Here is a 16,183-nt window from a genome sequence, read left to right as displayed (position 1 = left end):
GGCCGTACCGTCTGACCTATGAGCATCCCGCAGGAGCGCCGTCTCGTCACCGCCATCCCCGGACCCAGGTCGCAGGAGCTGCTGGCCCGCAAGCAGGCCGCCGTGCCCGACGGCATCGGCACCACCCTCCCGGTCTTCGTGACCCGAGCGGGGGGCGGCGTGGTGGAGGACGCCGACGGCAACGCGCTGATCGACTTCGGCTCCGGCATCGCCGTCACGAACGCGGGCAACGCCGCCCCGCGGGTGGTCGAGCGGGTCCAGAAGCAGGTCGCCGACTTCACCCACACCTGTTTCATGGTCACGCCGTACGAGTCGTACGTGCAGGTCTGCGAGAAGCTCAACGAGCTGACCCCGGGCGACCACGACAAGCGCACGTTCCTGGTGAACAGCGGCGCCGAGGCCGTCGAGAACGCGGTCAAGATCGCCCGGTACGCCACCGGCCGGCAGGCGGTCGTGGTGTTCGACCACGGCTACCACGGGCGCACGCTGCTCACGATGACCCTCACGGCCAAGAACATGCCGTACAAGCAGGGCTTCGGCCCGTACGCCCCCGAGGTGTACCGGGTGCCGCTGGCCTACCCGTTCCGCTGGCCGACCGGCCCGGAGAACTGCGCCGAGGAGGCCGCCGCCCAGGCCATCGACATGATCACCAAGCAGATCGGCGCGACGAACGTGGCCGCGGTGGTCATCGAGCCGATCGCGGGCGAGGGCGGCTTCATCGAGCCGGCCAAGGGCTTCCTGCCGCGGATCGCGGAGTTCTGCCGCGAGAACGGCATCGTGTTCGTGGCCGACGAGGTGCAGACGGGCTTCGCCCGCACCGGTGACCTGTTCGCCTGCGAGGACGAAGGCGTCGTGCCGGACCTCATCTGCACGGCCAAGGGCATCGCGGGCGGTCTGCCGCTGGCCGCGGTGACCGGGCGCGCCGAGATCATGGACAAGGTCCATCCGGGCGGCCTCGGCGGCACGTACGGCGGCAACCCGCTGGCCTGCGAGGCGGCGCTGGGCGTGCTGGAGACCATCGCCGAGGAGGACCTGGTCGCCAAGGCCCGGCGGATCGGCGAGATCATGCTGTCCCGCCTCCGCTCGATGCAGGAGCGGTTCGGCGTGATCGGCGACGTGCGCGGCCGCGGCGCGATGGTCGCGATCGAGCTGGTACGTCCCGGCACCAAGGAGCCGGACCCGGCGGCCGTCGCCGAGGTGGTCCGGCGCTGCCACGCAGAGGGCCTGCTGGTGCTCACGGCCGGCACCTACGGCAACGTGCTCCGGTTCCTGCCGCCGCTGGTGATGCCCGAGCACCTGCTGGAGGAGGGCCTCGGCATTCTGGAGAAGGCGTTCGCCGAGCTGTAGGGCCTTTACATAGTAGAATTGTTACAAAACGGGCATCCGGCTTGTGGCTGGATGCCCGTTTTTATGGGCTTAAGAGATGCGGGGCGGGTAGAGAATTCACTCTGGCTTGACGTCCAGCTAGACGATCACGCGAGCGGTCGGGGTTATAACGGATCCGGTGCACGGGTGCGCGATCACCTCGGGGAGCGTGATGAACTGGGGCCCGACAGGAACGGCGCAGGACATGTTGACGTTCGACCCTGACGATCTGAGCTGGGCGCAGCGCGAAGGCGATGCCTGCGCCGTCTGCCACAAGCGGTGGCCGAGACCGCGCGTGCGCGTGGGCCGCCTGCCCGACGACTCCGCCGTGCTGGCCTGCGCCGACTGCGCCGAGGCGCTGCTGCCCGCTCCGCTCGGCACGGTCCTCGCCTTCCCGGCCCGCTGAGCGGCTCATCGGCAACGTGTCACCGGAGCTCGTAGATCACGTCGTCGGCGGCCTTCGGTCGTGTACCTCAGGTCCCAGCGGGAGCCGGCAGGACCGGCGGGCCTCGCCGTCAGGCCCGGCGCGTCTCCCACCAGCAGGCCGGCGATCAGCAGGGACGGGAGCAGCGGCCGCCATCTCGGGTCATCGCTCACGATTCCGATCTTCGCGCAGGCCGGAGCGCTAGGCGGCGACCAGCCGGGTCTCGCGCATCTCCCACGGGGAGCCGTACTCGTGGAGCAGGTCGAGGAACGGGACGGCGTCGAACGCCTCGGGCCCGAGCACGCCCTCGCCCTTCCAGACGCCGCGCGCGACCAGCTCCAGCGCCACGACGGGGTGGACCGCGGTCTGCCACACGACGGCCTGGGAGCCGTACTCCCGCATCGACCAGTCGTTGTCCACCACGTGGTACAGGTACACCTCACGCGGCACGCCGTCCTTGCCCAGGCCCTTCACCCAGGTGCCGGCGCACGTCTTGCCGTGCATGCGCTCGCCGAGCGTGGCCGGGTCGGGCAGGCGGGCGGCCACGAGGTCGCGCGGCGCCACCTCGGCGCCGCCCACGCGCACCTTGTCGGCGCTGTCGAGGCCGAGCTTGCGCAGCGTCTTGAGCACGTCGATGAACTCCTCGCCGAGCCCGTACTTGAACGTCACCTTGCGCGCGGGGATCCAGCGGGGCACGAGCACGACCTCCTCGTGCTCGACGTTCACGCACTCGACCGGGCCGATGCCGGCCGGGAAGTCGAACACCTCGGGCTCGCTGAACGGCTCGGTGGTGCGCCAGTTCCCGTCCTCCCAGACCACGGGCGGGTTCAGGCACTCCTCGATCGTGGTCCAGATGGAGAACGTCGGCGCGAAGTCGTAGCCGTCCACGACCAGGTTGGAGCCGTCCCGGACCCCGATCTCGTCGATGCCGGCGAACAGGTGGTCGGCGGCGTACCGGGCGAACACGTCGGCCAGGCCCGGCTCGACGCCCATGCCGACCAGCGCCAGCCGGCCCGCGCCCCGCCACTCGCCGTCGAGCGCGAACTGCCGGTCGCCGAGCTTCAGCCCCGGCTTGCGGTACGGCTCGCTCGGGTGCGGCCTCGACAGCGACATGGCCATGTCGAGATAGTGCGCCCCCGCGGCGAACGCCGCCTCGAACAGCGGCATCGTGAACCGGGGATCGACGGCGTTGAACAGCACGTCGCACCGGTGCTCACGGAGCGCGGCCTCGACCTGGGCGCGGTCGGAGGCGTCGAGCGTGATCGCGGTGAAGCGCGGGTCGTCCACGGCGGCGACGGCACGGGCCGCCCGGCTCTGTTGAGAGTCCGCGACCACGATGTGTTCGAAGAAATCTCGGCGAGCGGCGATGGGCACCACGGCGGAGCCGACCCCGCCCGCGCCGACCAGAAGGATTCTCATGCTGAGCACCCTACTCACTGACTGGTCATTCAGTCGAGACTGACTGGTCATTCAGTCTAAATTTGCGACACGTGAACGCAGGGCTCCCACCTGCGGTGGAGGTCACCTGACGAGCGCGCGCCACCGCTTCTCCCAGGCGACGTACGCCGGGCAGCCGTCCTTGGGCTTGCACCCGTCGGGCGGGCGGGTGGCGAAGGCGACCCGGTCGAGGCGCTCCGGCTCGTCGACGCCGTACGCGTCGCACACGCGCCGGGTGGCCTTGGCGCACGCCTTCGGGTTGGCCGGGGCCAGCCCCAGCCAGGCGACGGCCTTGCGCTGGACCGCGGCCGTGGCGGTGTAGGCGAGCCAGCGGTAGGCGCACTCGGTGTTGGGCACCCCGGCGCCCAGCATCCAGGAGTCGACCCAGCCGGTGGTGCGCGGCGCGTCGACCGCCTTGACCGGCCGGTCCGCCTCCTGGAGCAGCAGGCGGTAGTACGGGGTGGCCTGGGCGTAGTCGAGCGAGCCGGTGGCGAAGCCCTTGACCAGGTCCAGCGGCTCCGTCCAGTACGTCCGGCCGGGCTGCTCCTCCAGCAGGCCGGCGGCCCGGTCCAGCTCCTCCTTGCCGAGCTCGAACGGGTCGCCCTCGACCCCGTCGGCCAGGGCCGCGTCGGCGATGGTCAGCGGGGTGTCGCGCAGCGCGACGTGGCCCGAGCCGAAGACGTCCTTGAGCGTCGGGTCGCCCTTGACCCGGGAGGAGTCGTACAGGAACTCGTGGAAGCCCCACAGGTAGGGCACGCCGTAGACCTTGCCCGAGCGGACCGTCATGTCGCGGAAGCGCTTGGTGAGGTCGCCGTAGCCGGGCACCTTGGCCGGGTCGACGGGCTGCACCTGCTTGCCCGCGATGAGGTCGGCGGCCAGCACGGGCCCGGCGGAGACCACGTCGTAGGGCCGCTGCCGGACCTGGGCGGCCATCTGGGCGGCGGTCTGCACGGTGTCGTAGCGGGCGATGCGGCAGCCGGTGGTCTTCTCGAACTCGCCGGTGGTGCCGGAGTAGTCGGCGTAGCCGCGGTAGGTGAGGATCTGCAGCGTCCCGTCACTCTGGACCGGGCCCTGCGGGGACGTCGACTTGCGCGGCTTGACGCTCGCGGTGGGCGACGGCGTGCCGGTCGCGGCGCTGCGCGGCGCCGGAAGGGACACCCGGGCGGCGGTCGCCCCGGGATGCGGGGCGGCGGCGCCGGATGCCGGGCTCGCCGCACCCAGGCCCGCGGCGAGGACCGTCGCGGCGAGCGCCAGGACGGGTGTGCGGCGATCCAACGTGGTCCCCCTTGTCCGCGACCCTTGTCGTGACCTGGAGCTTACCGGGGCGCGGACCGAGGAGGGACGCGTGTCCCTCCCCGGTGGGGTCGCGGGGACCTACGCGTTGGTGGGGAAGCCGAGGTTGACCCCGCCGTGGGAGGGGTCCAGCCAGCGGGAGGTGACGACCTTGCCGCGCGTGTAGAAGTGGACGCCCTCGCTGCCGTGGACGTGCGTGTCGCCGAACAGCGACGCCTTCCAGCCGCCGAAGCTGTAGAACGCCATCGGCACCGGGATCGGCACGTTGACCCCGATCATGCCGACCTCCACCTCGTTCTGGAAGCGCCGGGCGGCGCCGCCGTCGTTGGTGAAGATGGCGGTGCCGTTGCCGTACTCGCCGTCGTTGATGACGCGCACGCCCTCCTCGTACGACGAGACGCGCACGATCGACAGCACCGGCCCGAAGATCTCCTCGGTGTGCACCCGCGAGCCCGCCGGCACGTGGTCGAGCACGGTCGGGCCCAGCCAGAACCCGGGCGCCTCGGACGCCTTGCCGCCGCCGAGGACCGCGCTCTCGCGGCCGTCCACGACCAGCTTGGCGCCTTCCTGGAGGCCGAGGTCGAGGTAGGAGGCGACCTTGTCGCGGTGCTCGCGCGTGACCAGCGGCCCCATCTGAGCCTTCGGGTCGTCGCCCGGGCCGATCACCAGCCTGCCGACGCGCTCGGAGATCTTCTCGACCAGCTCGTCGCCGACGGGGTCCACGGCCAGCACGACGGAGATCGCCATGCACCGCTCACCGGCCGAGCCGAAGCCCGCCGACACGGCCGAGTCGGCGACCAGGTCGAGGTCGGCGTCCGGGAGCACGAGCATGTGGTTCTTGGCGCCGCCGAGCGCCTGGACCCGCTTGCCGTGGGAGGTGCCGGTCTCGTACACGTAGCGGGCGATCGGGGTGGAGCCGACGAACGAGACGGCCCGCACGTCCGGGTGCTCCAGCAGCCGGTCCACCGCCTCCTTGTCGCCCTGCACGACGTTGAACACGCCGTCGGGCAGCCCAGCCTCCTGCCACAGCCGGGCCATGAGCAGCGACGCCGACGGGTCCTTCTCCGACGGCTTGAGCACGAACGCGTTGCCGCAGGCGATCGCGATCGGGTACATCCACATCGGCACCATGGCCGGGAAGTTGAACGGCGTGATGCCGGCTACGACCCCGAGCGGCTGGCGGATCGAGTAGGAGTCGACCCGGGTCGAGACGCCCTCGGAGAAGCCGCCCTTGAGCAGGTGCGGGATGCCGCAGGCGAACTCGACGACCTCCAGCCCGCGGGCCACCTCGCCGAGCGCGTCGGAGTGCACCTTGCCGTGCTCGGCGGAGATCAGCGCGGCCAGCTCGTCGCGGTGAGCGTTCATGAGCTCGCGGAAGCGGAACAGCACCTGCGTCCGCTTGACCAGCGACGCGTCCCGCCAGGCGGGGAACGCCGCGGCCGCGGCGGCCACCGCCGCGTCCACCTCCTCGACGGAGGCCAGCGCCACGTGCCCGCTCACCTCACCGGTCGCCGGGTTGAAGATGTCCCCGGTACGGCCGTCGCCGCCGGTGAGGGCTCCGCCGATCCAATGCCTGACAGACTTCACTGCGCCGCCGCCTCCGCGTCGATGGTTTCCAGGGCGTGGACGATGATGCCGAGCCCCTCGGCGGCCTCGTCCATCGTGAGCGTGAGGGGCGGTGCCATGCGGATGGCGGTGCCGTACAGGCCGCCCTTGCCGGCGAGCAGGCCGGCCCGCTTGGTCTCCTCCATGAACCGGGCGGCCTGGGCCGGGGTCTCCAGCTCGACGGCGAACATGAGGCCCTTGCCGCGCACGTCCTTGACGATGCGCAGCCGCTGGGCGGCCTCGCGCAGGCCGTCCATGATGAGCGCGCCGGTGCGGGCGGCGTTGGCCTGGAGGTCGTGGTCGAGGACGTAGTCGAGCGTGGCGTTGGCGGCGGCCATGGAGATCGGGTTGCCGCCGAACGTGGCCAGGCCCACCGCGGGCAGGGCGTCCATGAGGTCGCCGCGGGCGACGACGCCGCCGACGGCGAACCCGTTGCCGAGCCCCTTGGCGAACGTCATCATGTCGGGCGTCACGCCGTGGTTCTGGATGCCGAAGAACGCGCTGCCGGTGCGGCCCCAGCCGGTCTGCACCTCGTCGGAGATCAGCAGGATGCCCTGCTCGTCCAGGACCTCCTTGTAGGCGGCGAACAGCCCGTCGGGGGCCATGGTGAAGCCGCCGACCCCCTGGATGGGCTCGGCGATCAGCGCGGCGACGTCGCCGGCGACCGCGGTGGCGAGCACGTGGCGCAGGTCGTCGACGCACACCTGGATGTACTCGGCGTCGGACAGGCCGCGGAACTGGGCGAGGTGCCGGTCCGCGCCGTGCAGGAAGTGCGCGTTGAGCGGGGAGAGCGAGTTGTTCTTCCAGGCGCGGTTGGAGGTGACGCTGATCGCGCCGAAGCTGCGCCCGTGGTAGCTCTGCCGCATGGCCAGCACCTGGTCGCTCTTGCGGGCGTACGTGGCGAGCAGCAGGGCCGTCTCGTTGGCCTCGGTGCCGGAGTTGGTGAAGAAGACCTTCGCGTCCGGGATGCCGGACAGGCGGGCGATCTTCTCGGCCAGCTCGACCTGGCCGCGCAGGAGGTACACCGTGCTCGTGTGGACGACGCCCGTGGCGAGCTGGCGTTCGACGGCCTCACGCACCTCGGGGACGTCGTAGCCGATCATGTTGGTGAGGATGCCGGCGAAGAAGTCGAGGTAGCTCTTCCCGTCGGCGTCGACGACGCGGTTGCCCTTGCCGCTGACGATCTCGATGGGCTCGTTGTAGTTGAGGGCCAGCCAGTTGGGCATGACGGCCCGGTGGCGCGCGAGAAGCTCCGACATGTTCTGAGTATCCCGTCCTCGCAGGGTTCCTCCCACCGGCAACCTGTCGACGTGCCGCCGCATCGTATTACAGGCTGTCGGATGGGTCTCTGGGCTCCGAACCAGTTTATGTCATGACAACAGGACTTCATGCTGTCCGCCCCCTAGGGGATGTCCCGTGCGCCTCCAGGCGTACGGGCCGCGCCGGCGCTACGCCGCGTGAGGCACCACCGAAGACCACCGGCGGCCGACGACCGGACGGGTCCTCCTCGGCCACGATCGGATCATCACGACGACGACCCGAGGAGACACCCGCCATGACCATCACCCTGGACCCCGCCGTTGAGCGCCCCGAGCTGCCCGCCGGTCCCCCGAAGCTCGGCCGCGACCTGCTCCGGCAGGCCGAGCGCGACACGCTCGCCACCCCGCGCATGGACTACAGCCTGCTGGCGCGGATGATGTTCAAGCCGGTCGACCTCATGTACGGGCGGCAGGGCTCGTTCACCAAGTTCGCCATGCTGGAGATCATCGCCCGCGTGCCGTACCAGGCGTGGGAGCGGATGGGCTACTGGGCGGTGCACCGCCACGCGGGGCGCTCGGCGCTGGCCAGGAGGGTGTTCGAGCGGATCGTGGAGGCCCGCGCCGACCAGGACAACGAGCAGTGGCACCTGCTGATCATGCAGGATCTCGTCCAGCGCAACGGCGAGAAGCAGTCATGGCTGCTGCACAGACTCGCGCCGTGGTTCATCTCGTTCTTCTACTACCACGTGTCGTGGGTGCTGTTCCTGCTCCGGCCCGACTGGTCCTACCGGCTCAACGCCGAGTTCGAGGACCACGCCGAGCACGAGTACATGACGTTCGTGGCCGAGAACCCCGCCCTGGACCTCGTGCCCGACCCGGGCACCTACGCCGCCGAGTACGGCCGCCAGCGGTCGGTGGCCGACCTGCTGCGGCAGATCGGCCACGACGAGCGCGTCCACAAGCTCGACAGCCTGGAGGCCATGCGCGAGCCCCGGCTCCGCTGAGGTGCCGCCTCACACCCGCTCGGGCTCGGGGGCGACGGCGGGCGCCGGCGACCGCAGGACCGACAGCGCGAGCAGCGCGGCGGCCAGGCAGAACCCGCAGCCGACCCACGCGCCGAGGTGCATGGCGTCGGTGAAGGCGGCGCGGGCCGGCTCGCCGAAGCCCAGCCGCATCGCGTCGCCGATCGACTCCTTGGCCGCGTCCGGCACGCCGGCCGGCATGGACGAGGTGAACACCCCGGCCAGCACGCTGCCCAGGATCGCGATGCTCATGGCCATGCCGACCTGCTGGACGGTGTCGTTCAGCGCCGAGCCCACCCCGGCGTGCTCCAGCGGGATGGCCCCCATGAGCGAGGCGTAGGCCGCCGGACCGGCCAGGCCGCCGCCGATCCCCATGACCAGCAGCCCGGTCAGCACCGGCACGTAGCCGGAGGTCGTGGCGAGCACGACGAACCCGCCGGCCATGACCACCAGGCCCGCGCCGACCAGGACCCGGTTGCTCACCCGCTGCCCGAGCGCCGCGCCCAGGCCGTTGAACAGCGCGGCCGCCACCGCGTACGGCAGCAGTGCCAGCCCCGCCTGCATGGGCCCGTAGCCGAGCGCGAACTGCAGGTACTGCGTCAGCATGAGCATCACCGCGCCCGCGCCGAACGACATGAGCAGGATGGAGAAGGACGCCCCGCTGAAGTTCCGGTTGCGGAACAGCTCCAGCGGCAGCATCGGGTGCTCCTGGCGGCGCTCCCACACCACGAACGCGCCGAGGGCCAGCACGGCGGTCGCGATGCCGGCCACGTTCCACTCGCGCTCGATGATGACGTAGACGGCCGCGCTCAGCCCGACGACCGACAGGACCACGCCGACCGGGTCGATCCGCCGCCCAGAGCTGCGGGTCTCGGGCATGAGCACGAAGGCGGCCAGGATGGCGAGGGCGGCGATCGGCACGTTCAGCAGGAAGACCGAGCCCCACCAGTAGTGCTCGAGCAGGAAGCCGCCCAGCGTGGGGCCCGCGATCACGCTCACCATGGCGACGGCGCTCCAGGCGGCCATCGCCTTGCGCCGCTCGGCCTCGTCGAAGACGGTCATCAGGATGGACAGCGTCGAGGGCATGAGGATCGAGCCGCCGACGCCCATCAGCGCCCGCGCGCCGATGAGCTGCCACGGCTCGGAGGCCAGCACGGCCAGCAGCGACGCGCCGCCGAAGAAGGCGAGCCCGATGATCAGGAACTTCCGGCGCCCGTACCGGTCCGACAGGCTGCCCGCGGTCAGCAGCAGCCCGGCGAACGCGAGCACGTAGGCGTCGAGGATCCACTGGATGTCGCCCGGGGTCGCGCCCAGGTCCCGGATCAGCGATGGGATGGCCAGGTTGAGGACGGTTCCGTCCACTCCGAGCACCAGCACGGACAGGCACAGGACGACGAGAGTCCACCAGCGGCGGGGGTCTCGCACATCGTTCGAGTCATTTCGTACATCGTTCGAGTTCACTCGCACACTGTACGACGACTCTCGTACACTGTGCGAGTGGATTTATCCTGGGGGAATGACCGGCAAGCAGATCTCTTCCGTCTGGACCCGTGACGCCCGGCCGGCCCGGACCCCGGGCCGCACCCGCGAAGAGATCGCCCGCGCGACGCTGGAGCTGCTCGACGCCGAAGGGCTCGACGGGCTCAGCATCCGCAAGCTCGGCGCCAAGCTGGGCGCCGGCGCGACGAGCATCTACTGGTACGTGGAGAACAAGGACGAGCTGCTGGAGCTCGCCTACGACGAGATCTGGGGCGAGATCACCCTGCCGATCCCGCAGAGCCTGGGGTGGCGCGACACCGTCTCCGCCTTCGCCTACAGCATGCGCCACGTCATGCTCCGCCATCCCTGGGTCGGCTCGCTCATCGGCCGCCTGCCCGCGCTCGGCCCCAACGCGCTGTCCATGTCCGACCGGCTGCGCAAGACCTTCCGGCTGGCCGGCTTCGACGGCATGGACATCGACTACGCCAACGCCACGCTCACCGCGTACGTGCTCGGCACGGTCATCCCCGAGATCGCGTGGAGCGCCACGATGGGCGGCGAGGAGCTCGACAAGGACGCCATGCGCGAGACCTTCGAGCACGTCGCCAGGGACTTCCCCGACCTGCTGGAGCGACTCGTCGAGGTCAACGAGGAGGTCACCGTGTCCGAGACCGACACGCTGCGGGCGGTCAGCTTCGACTTCGGGCTCGTCGCGGTGCTCGATGGCCTTGAGGCGCGGCTGCGCTCGTAGCAGATTGAGGGCATGGGACATGACGGGCTGGACCTTCCGGGCGTAGCCGGCTTCCGCGCCGCGCGCGACCTGCTGCTGGGCGCCGACTACGAGACCGCGCGCCGGGAGTTCCGCTGGCCGCGGCCCGCGGAGTTCAACTGGGCGCTCGACTGGTTCGACGGGGTGCTGGCCGCCGAGACACCCGGCGCCGTCGCGCTGCGGATCGTCGGCCAGGCGGGCCCGGTCTCCCTCACCTTCGCCGAGCTGTCCGCCCGCTCCTCCCGGGTCGCCCACTGGCTGCACGAGCAGGGCGTGCGGCGCGGCGACCGCGTCCTGCTGATGCTCGGCAACCAGGTCGAGCTGTGGGAGAGCCTGCTCGCCGCCATGAAGCTCGGCGCCGTCGTCATCCCCGCCACGACGCTGCTGACGGCCAAGGACGTCGCCGAGCGCGTCGAGCGGGCCGGCGTCGCCCACGTCATCGCCAACGCCTCCGACGCCGGCAAGTTCGCCGCCGGGCCCTGCACCCGGATCGCCGTCGGCGACGCGTACGGCTGGCTGCCCTACCACGAGAGCGCCGAGGCGAGCACCCGCCACGTCCCCGACGGGATCACCCGCTCCGGCGACCCGCTGCTGCTCTACTTCACCTCGGGCACGACCTCCCGGCCCAAGCTGGTCGAGCACTCCCACCTGTCCTATCCCGCGGGCCACCTGTCCACGATGTACTGGATCGGCCTGCGGCCCGGCGACGTGCACCTCAACGTGTCCTCAGCCGGCTGGGCCAAGCACGCGTGGAGCAGCGTGTTCGCGCCGTGGAACGCGGGAGCGACCGTGCTGGTCCACGACTACCGGCGCTTCTCCGCGACCGCGCTGCTGGAGGTGCTGCGCGACGAGGCCGTCACCACGTTCTGCGCCCCGCCGACCGCGTGGCGGATGCTCATCCAGGAGGACCTGGCCGCCTGGCGGCTGCCGCTGCGCACCGCCGTCGCCGCCGGCGAGCCGCTGAACCCGGAGATCATCGACCAGGTGGCCAAGGCGTGGGGGCTGACGATCCGCGACGGCTACGGCCAGACCGAGACCACCGCCCAGATCGGCAACGTGCCGGACGAGCCGGTCAAGCCCGGGTCGATGGGCCGGCCGCTGCCCGGGTACGACATCACGCTGGTCGACCCGGTCACCGGCCGGCCGGGCGACGACGGCGAGATCTGCCTGTCGCTCGGCGATCCGCCCGTGGGCCTGATGACCGGCTACGCGGGCGGCTCCGGCGGCGCCATGGCCGACGGCTACTACCACACCGGTGACGTGGCCACCCGCGACGCCGACGGCTACCTCACCTACGTGGGCCGCACCGACGACGTCTTCAAGGCCTCCGACTACCGCATCTCGCCGTTCGAGCTGGAGAGCGTCCTGCTGGAGCACCAGGCTGTGGCCGAGGCTGCCGTGGTGCCCGCCCCCGACCCGGTGCGGCTGGCCGTGCCCAAGGCGTACGTGACGCTCGTTCAGGGCTTCGAGCCCTCCGACGACACCGCGCGGTCGATCTTCGAGCACTGCCGGCGCGAGCTCGCGCCGTACCAGCGGGTGCGGCGGCTGGAGTTCGACGAGCTGCCGAAGACGATCTCCGGCAAGATTCGCCGGGTGGAGCTGCGCGAGCGCCCGCCCGGCCGGGAGTTCACGGAAGGGGACTGATCGGACGCCCCGGCCTCCGCTGGAGATCCACTATGTAAACGGGTACTCTGTCGATCTTACAAGCTGATCGGATAGGCTCTGTCCGTGCTCCCCACCATCGCCGATGTGCTCGCCTTGGAGACCGTTCGCCGGGGCGGCCCGCACGTGGTCGCGGGCGGGGACCGGCTGGGCAGCAAGGTGCGGTGGGTCCACGTCGGCGAGATCGCCGACATCGCCCCCCTGTTGCGCGGCGGCGAGCTGGTGCTCACCACCGGCGTCGCCCTGCCGCGCGACCCCGAGAAGCTGGCCGACTACATCGGCGAGCTGGCGGCTGTGGGCGTCGCCGGGCTCATCGTGGAGCTGGGGCGCAGGTTCGTCGGCGAGCTGCCCGCCTCGGTCGTCAAGGCCGCCGAGCAGCACGGGCTGCCGCTCGTCGTGCTGACCCGCGAGACGCCGTTCGTGCAGATCACCGAGTCGGTGCACGCCCGCATCATCGACATCCAGCTGGAGGAGCTGCGGGCCTCCGAGCAGCTGCACGAGGTGTTCACCGAGCTGTCCGTCGAGGGCGCCTCGCCCGCCGAGGTGCTCGCCCAGGTGGCCCGCCTGTCGGGGCGCCCCGTGCTGCTGGAGAACCTCGCCCACCAGGTCCTGGCCTGCGAGACGGCCGGCCGTGACACGGGCGTCCTGCTCGCCGGCTGGGAGACCCGCTCGCGCGCCGTGGCCCCGCCCGAGCGCACCGCGTACGACCCGGCCTCCGGCTGGCTGGTCACCACCGTCGGCGCCCGCGGCCAGGACTGGGGGCGGCTGATCCTGCTGTGCGACGTGCCGCCCTCGCCCCGCGACCTGGTGCTCGCCGAGCGCGCCGCGACCACCCTCGCCCTCGGCCGCCTGCTCGAACGCCACCAGGAGTCGCTCGAACGGCAGGCCCACGGCACGATACTCACCGGCATCCTCACCCACGCCTACGCCGACCCGGACGAGGCCGCCGCCCGCGCCCGCGCCGTCGGCGTGCCCCTCACCGGCCGCAAGCTGATCAGCGTCGTCATCCGGCCCACCGACCCCGTCGAGCAGGCCCTCGACGGGCAGGCCCAGCTCGGCGAGCTCGCCGAGGCCACCGCCGCGGCCTGCCGCGACGCCCGCCTGCCGGCCCTCGTCGGCGCGCTCGACCAGGACCGCGTCGGCCTCCTGCTGCCGCTGCCGCCGCGCACCCAGGCCGAGCCCGCGCTCACCGCCGTCGCCGAGCGCCTGCGCGTCCTGTGGAAGCCCGGCGCCTCGTTCGTGCTCGCGGCCGGCTCCGTCGTCGAGTCCATCAGGGACGTACGGCGCAGCTTCCTCGAGGCCGAGCAGGTGGCCGACGTGGCCGTGCGCCAGCCCGACGGCCGGCCCTTCTACCGGCTGCCCGACCTGCGGCTGCGAGGACTGCTCCACCTGCTGCGCGACGACGCCCGGCTGCAGACGTTCGCCGAGCGGGAGCTCGGGCCGCTGCTCGCCCACGACGCCCAGCGTGGCGGCGACCTCACCCGGATCCTGCGGACCTACCTCGACGCGGGACGCAACAAGGCGGTGGCCGCCCAGAAGGCGCACCTGTCCCGGCCCGCCTTCTACGACCGGCTCCGCCGCCTCGAACGCATCCTCGACACCGACCTCGACGACGTCGAGTCGTGCCTGTCGCTCCACGTCGCCCTCCTCGCCCTGGAGTCCTTCCGCCGCGACACCCGCTGAGCCGCTCGATCTTTTCAGCGACGCTCCACTCCGCTCGGGGACGCTCATTCCGCTCGGGGACGCTCATTCCGCTCGGGGACGTTCCATTCCGCTCGGGGACGTTCCATTCCGCTCGGGAACGCTCCGTGACGGAACCCGCCCGTTCGGCAAGCCCGCTCCACACGGCGATGTCAATCTCGTAACCTCTCCCACCGATTAGCGTGTTTCGCTCACCCGCTGACCATGATCACGACAGGATGGTGCGGCCCGTTGTCCGCCCTCTGGAGTTTTCATGTCTCGACGCACCCTCGCCGCCGGTCTGTCCCTGGCCGCAGCCCTCACGGTCACCACCGCGCCCGTCGCCGCCGCGGACCAGGTGTCGGTCAGGTTCCCGTCCGCCAAATTCCCGCTGGGGACGCAGCTCGCGCCGACGAAGAAGCAGACCAGCGTGGCGCGGGGCATCGACCTGTACGACGTGCAGGCCGGCCGCGCCAGCGACGGCTACACGGTCTCCGTCCTCATGCCGAGCGGCCGTGACTACGGGATGCGGCAGACCGCCGAATCCGTGCTAGCCGAGGTGGAGGCCGCCGGCGAGACCGCCACGCTGGTGGAGGTCGTCCGCCCCAGCGTCGCGGACGCCCCCTCGCAGACCGTTTACATGGTGCGGGTCGGCACGTGGAAGCTGGAGGAGAAGAAGAAGGCCGACGAGATGGTGGCCAAGCTCAAGGACGCCGGCCTGAAGTCCAGGGTGGACTACGTCGGCGACGACGGCCACGACACCACCGGCCCGTGGAACGTCAAGGTCATGATGATCGACGCCCGGACGTTCCGCGGCTCGTACGCCTCCTCCCTCGGTACCAGCGTCGCCGCCCGTGAGAAGGTCTCCGCCATGGCCAAGGCCGCGCACGCGGTCGCGGCCGTCAACGGCGGCTTCTTCAACATCCACACCGCCAAGAACCTCCAGGGCGAGCCGGTCGGCGCGTCGGTGGTGGCGGGCAAGCTGCTCAGTGAGGCCGTGCCCGGCCGCTCCGCCGTCGTCCTCAAGGGCCGCACGGCCCGCATCACCGAGGTCAGCACCACGGTGACGGCCATCGCGCAGGACGGCTCCAAGAGCCCGGTCAACGGCCTCAACCGGGCCGCCGCCGCGGACGAGCTGGTCCTCTACACCGAGGAGTTCGGCGCCAAGACCCCGGCCGACGGCGGCGTGGACGTGGTGATCGACGCCACCGGCAAGGTCGTCGGCACCCGGGCGCCGGGCGCCGACGTGGCGCGCGGCACCCGGGTGCTGCACGGCACCGGCGTAGCCAGCGACTGGCTCGCCGCGCACGCCACCGACGGCACCACCCTCAAGATCGACACCAAGGTCGTCGACCTGCGCAAGCGCTCGGCCATCAAGCTGACCCCGGACGTGAGCGTCATCGCCGGCAGCGTAGGCCTGGTCCGCAACGGCAAGACCAAGATCACGGCCAAGCTCAACGGTCACGACTCGCTCAACATGATCCTCCGCCGGCACCCGCGCACCCTGCTCGGCACGACCCGCAACGGCAGCCTCATCGTGGCCGTCATCGACGGCCGCCAGCCGGGGACCTCGGTGGGGGCCAACTTCATCGAGGCGGCCCGGTTCATGCGCTGGCTCGGCGCCAAGGAGGCCATCAACCTGGACGGCGGCGGCTCCACGGCCATGGTCGTGGGCGACAAGGTCGTCAACCACCCGTCGGACGGGGTGGAGCGCGGGGTCGGCGACGCCCTGCTGATCATGCCCAAGTAAGGCCGGGACACCGGGGCCCTGGGGGCGAGCGCGACTCCTCGCGCTCGCCCCCGTCTGCGTCGCCCCCCAGTTGGCTCCATGACGTTGCCTCCATGATGTGAAGGTCAACCCAACGCGGGTGACCCCACAAGCCAGGCCGACCCAGCCGGGCCCTGCGTTGTACGGGCCCTGCGTTGTCCCGGGGCTGCGTTGTCCCGGGGCTGCGTTGTACGGGGCCTGTTGTAGTACGGGGCACTCTCGTCGGTCGGCCATGTGGCTGTGCCGGGCCGTTACGTTGGCTGGCGTGTGTGTCGTGTTGGCGTTTGTCGGGCTGGCATCCCACGTCGGGCTGCTACAACGAGTGTGCCGGCACAACGCAAGAAAGGGCCCCACCCTCCGCCTCCCGGAACCATCACTGGCCCGAGAAGCTCCAGGTGGAGCCCTCTCCTATCAAAGATT

General features: G+C 71.3%; 12 protein-coding genes. 7 read left to right on the top strand and 5 right to left on the bottom strand.

All coding sequences use genetic code 11. The features are described from left to right. Nucleotides 1–18: 18 nt before the first annotated feature. Nucleotides 19–1,347, top strand: a complete 1,329-nt coding sequence (gene gabT, locus AB0H64_RS21695) for a 4-aminobutyrate--2-oxoglutarate transaminase (protein ID WP_357627127.1) — start codon at nt 19–21, stop codon at nt 1,345–1,347. A 223-nt stretch (nt 1,348–1,570) separates the two neighbouring features. Next, entirely contained in the window at nt 1,571–1,771 is a 201-nt protein-coding gene (locus AB0H64_RS21690; protein WP_175595739.1) for a hypothetical protein, read from the top strand. Nucleotides 1,772–1,990: 219 nt separating this feature from the next. On the opposite strand, the gene AB0H64_RS21685 is transcribed toward AB0H64_RS21690, so the two are convergent. The 4 genes from AB0H64_RS21685 to AB0H64_RS21670 all read right to left on the bottom strand — a co-directional run bounded on the left by AB0H64_RS21685 (nt 1,991) and on the right by AB0H64_RS21670 (nt 7,383). Continuing rightward, nucleotides 1,991–3,208 (bottom strand): saccharopine dehydrogenase C-terminal domain-containing protein, encoded by a 1,218-nt coding sequence (locus AB0H64_RS21685; RefSeq protein ID WP_357627124.1) that lies wholly within the window; start codon nt 3,206–3,208, stop codon nt 1,991–1,993. Between the two features lie 102 nt (nt 3,209–3,310). After that, nucleotides 3,311–4,501, bottom strand: coding sequence for an extracellular solute-binding protein (locus tag AB0H64_RS21680; protein WP_357627122.1), 1,191 nt, complete (start codon nt 4,499–4,501; stop codon nt 3,311–3,313). 99 nt (nt 4,502–4,600) lie between these two features. Next, complete coding sequence (locus AB0H64_RS21675; RefSeq protein ID WP_357627119.1) at nt 4,601–6,106, bottom strand: CoA-acylating methylmalonate-semialdehyde dehydrogenase; 1,506 nt, start codon at nt 6,104–6,106, stop codon at nt 4,601–4,603. Beyond that, nucleotides 6,103–7,383, bottom strand: coding sequence for an aspartate aminotransferase family protein (locus tag AB0H64_RS21670; RefSeq protein ID WP_357627117.1), 1,281 nt, complete (start codon nt 7,381–7,383; stop codon nt 6,103–6,105). Before AB0H64_RS21670 ends, AB0H64_RS21675 begins: the two co-directional genes overlap by 4 nt. Before the next feature lie 296 nt (nt 7,384–7,679). Between AB0H64_RS21670 and AB0H64_RS21665 the strand changes: the two genes are divergently transcribed. Then, complete coding sequence (locus AB0H64_RS21665) at nt 7,680–8,387, top strand: alternative oxidase (RefSeq protein ID WP_357627114.1); 708 nt, start codon at nt 7,680–7,682, stop codon at nt 8,385–8,387. A 9-nt stretch (nt 8,388–8,396) separates the two neighbouring features. Here the strand turns inward: AB0H64_RS21665 and AB0H64_RS21660 are convergent, their stop codons facing one another. Beyond that, nucleotides 8,397–9,830 carry an MFS transporter gene (locus AB0H64_RS21660; RefSeq protein ID WP_357627111.1) on the bottom strand — a complete coding sequence of 478 codons (1,434 nt, stop codon included), beginning with the start codon at nt 9,828–9,830 and terminating at the stop codon, nt 8,397–8,399. Between the two features lie 91 nt (nt 9,831–9,921). Here AB0H64_RS21660 and AB0H64_RS21655 point away from each other — a divergent pair, with 91 nt between their 5' ends. From AB0H64_RS21655 to AB0H64_RS21640, 4 genes are all read left to right on the top strand, one after another. Beyond that, nucleotides 9,922–10,635 carry a TetR/AcrR family transcriptional regulator C-terminal domain-containing protein gene (locus AB0H64_RS21655; protein ID WP_357627109.1) on the top strand — a complete coding sequence of 238 codons (714 nt, stop codon included), beginning with the start codon at nt 9,922–9,924 and terminating at the stop codon, nt 10,633–10,635. A 12-nt stretch (nt 10,636–10,647) separates the two neighbouring features. Continuing rightward, nucleotides 10,648–12,297: an AMP-binding protein gene (locus AB0H64_RS21650; protein WP_357627106.1), complete on the top strand. Its 1,650-nt coding sequence runs from the start codon at nt 10,648–10,650 to the stop codon at nt 12,295–12,297. Between the two features lie 84 nt (nt 12,298–12,381). Beyond that, nucleotides 12,382–13,998 (top strand): PucR family transcriptional regulator ligand-binding domain-containing protein, encoded by a 1,617-nt coding sequence (locus AB0H64_RS21645; protein WP_357627103.1) that lies wholly within the window; start codon nt 12,382–12,384, stop codon nt 13,996–13,998. 271 nt (nt 13,999–14,269) lie between these two features. Then, nucleotides 14,270–15,745, top strand: a complete 1,476-nt coding sequence (locus AB0H64_RS21640) for a phosphodiester glycosidase family protein (protein ID WP_357627100.1) — start codon at nt 14,270–14,272, stop codon at nt 15,743–15,745. Nucleotides 15,746–16,183 lie beyond the last annotated feature (438 nt).

The sequence above is a fragment of the Nonomuraea sp. NPDC050733 genome, from assembly GCF_040654215.1.
Lineage (GTDB): Bacteria > Actinomycetota > Actinomycetes > Streptosporangiales > Streptosporangiaceae > Nonomuraea.
This window is presented reverse-complemented; position numbering and strand designations above follow the sequence as displayed.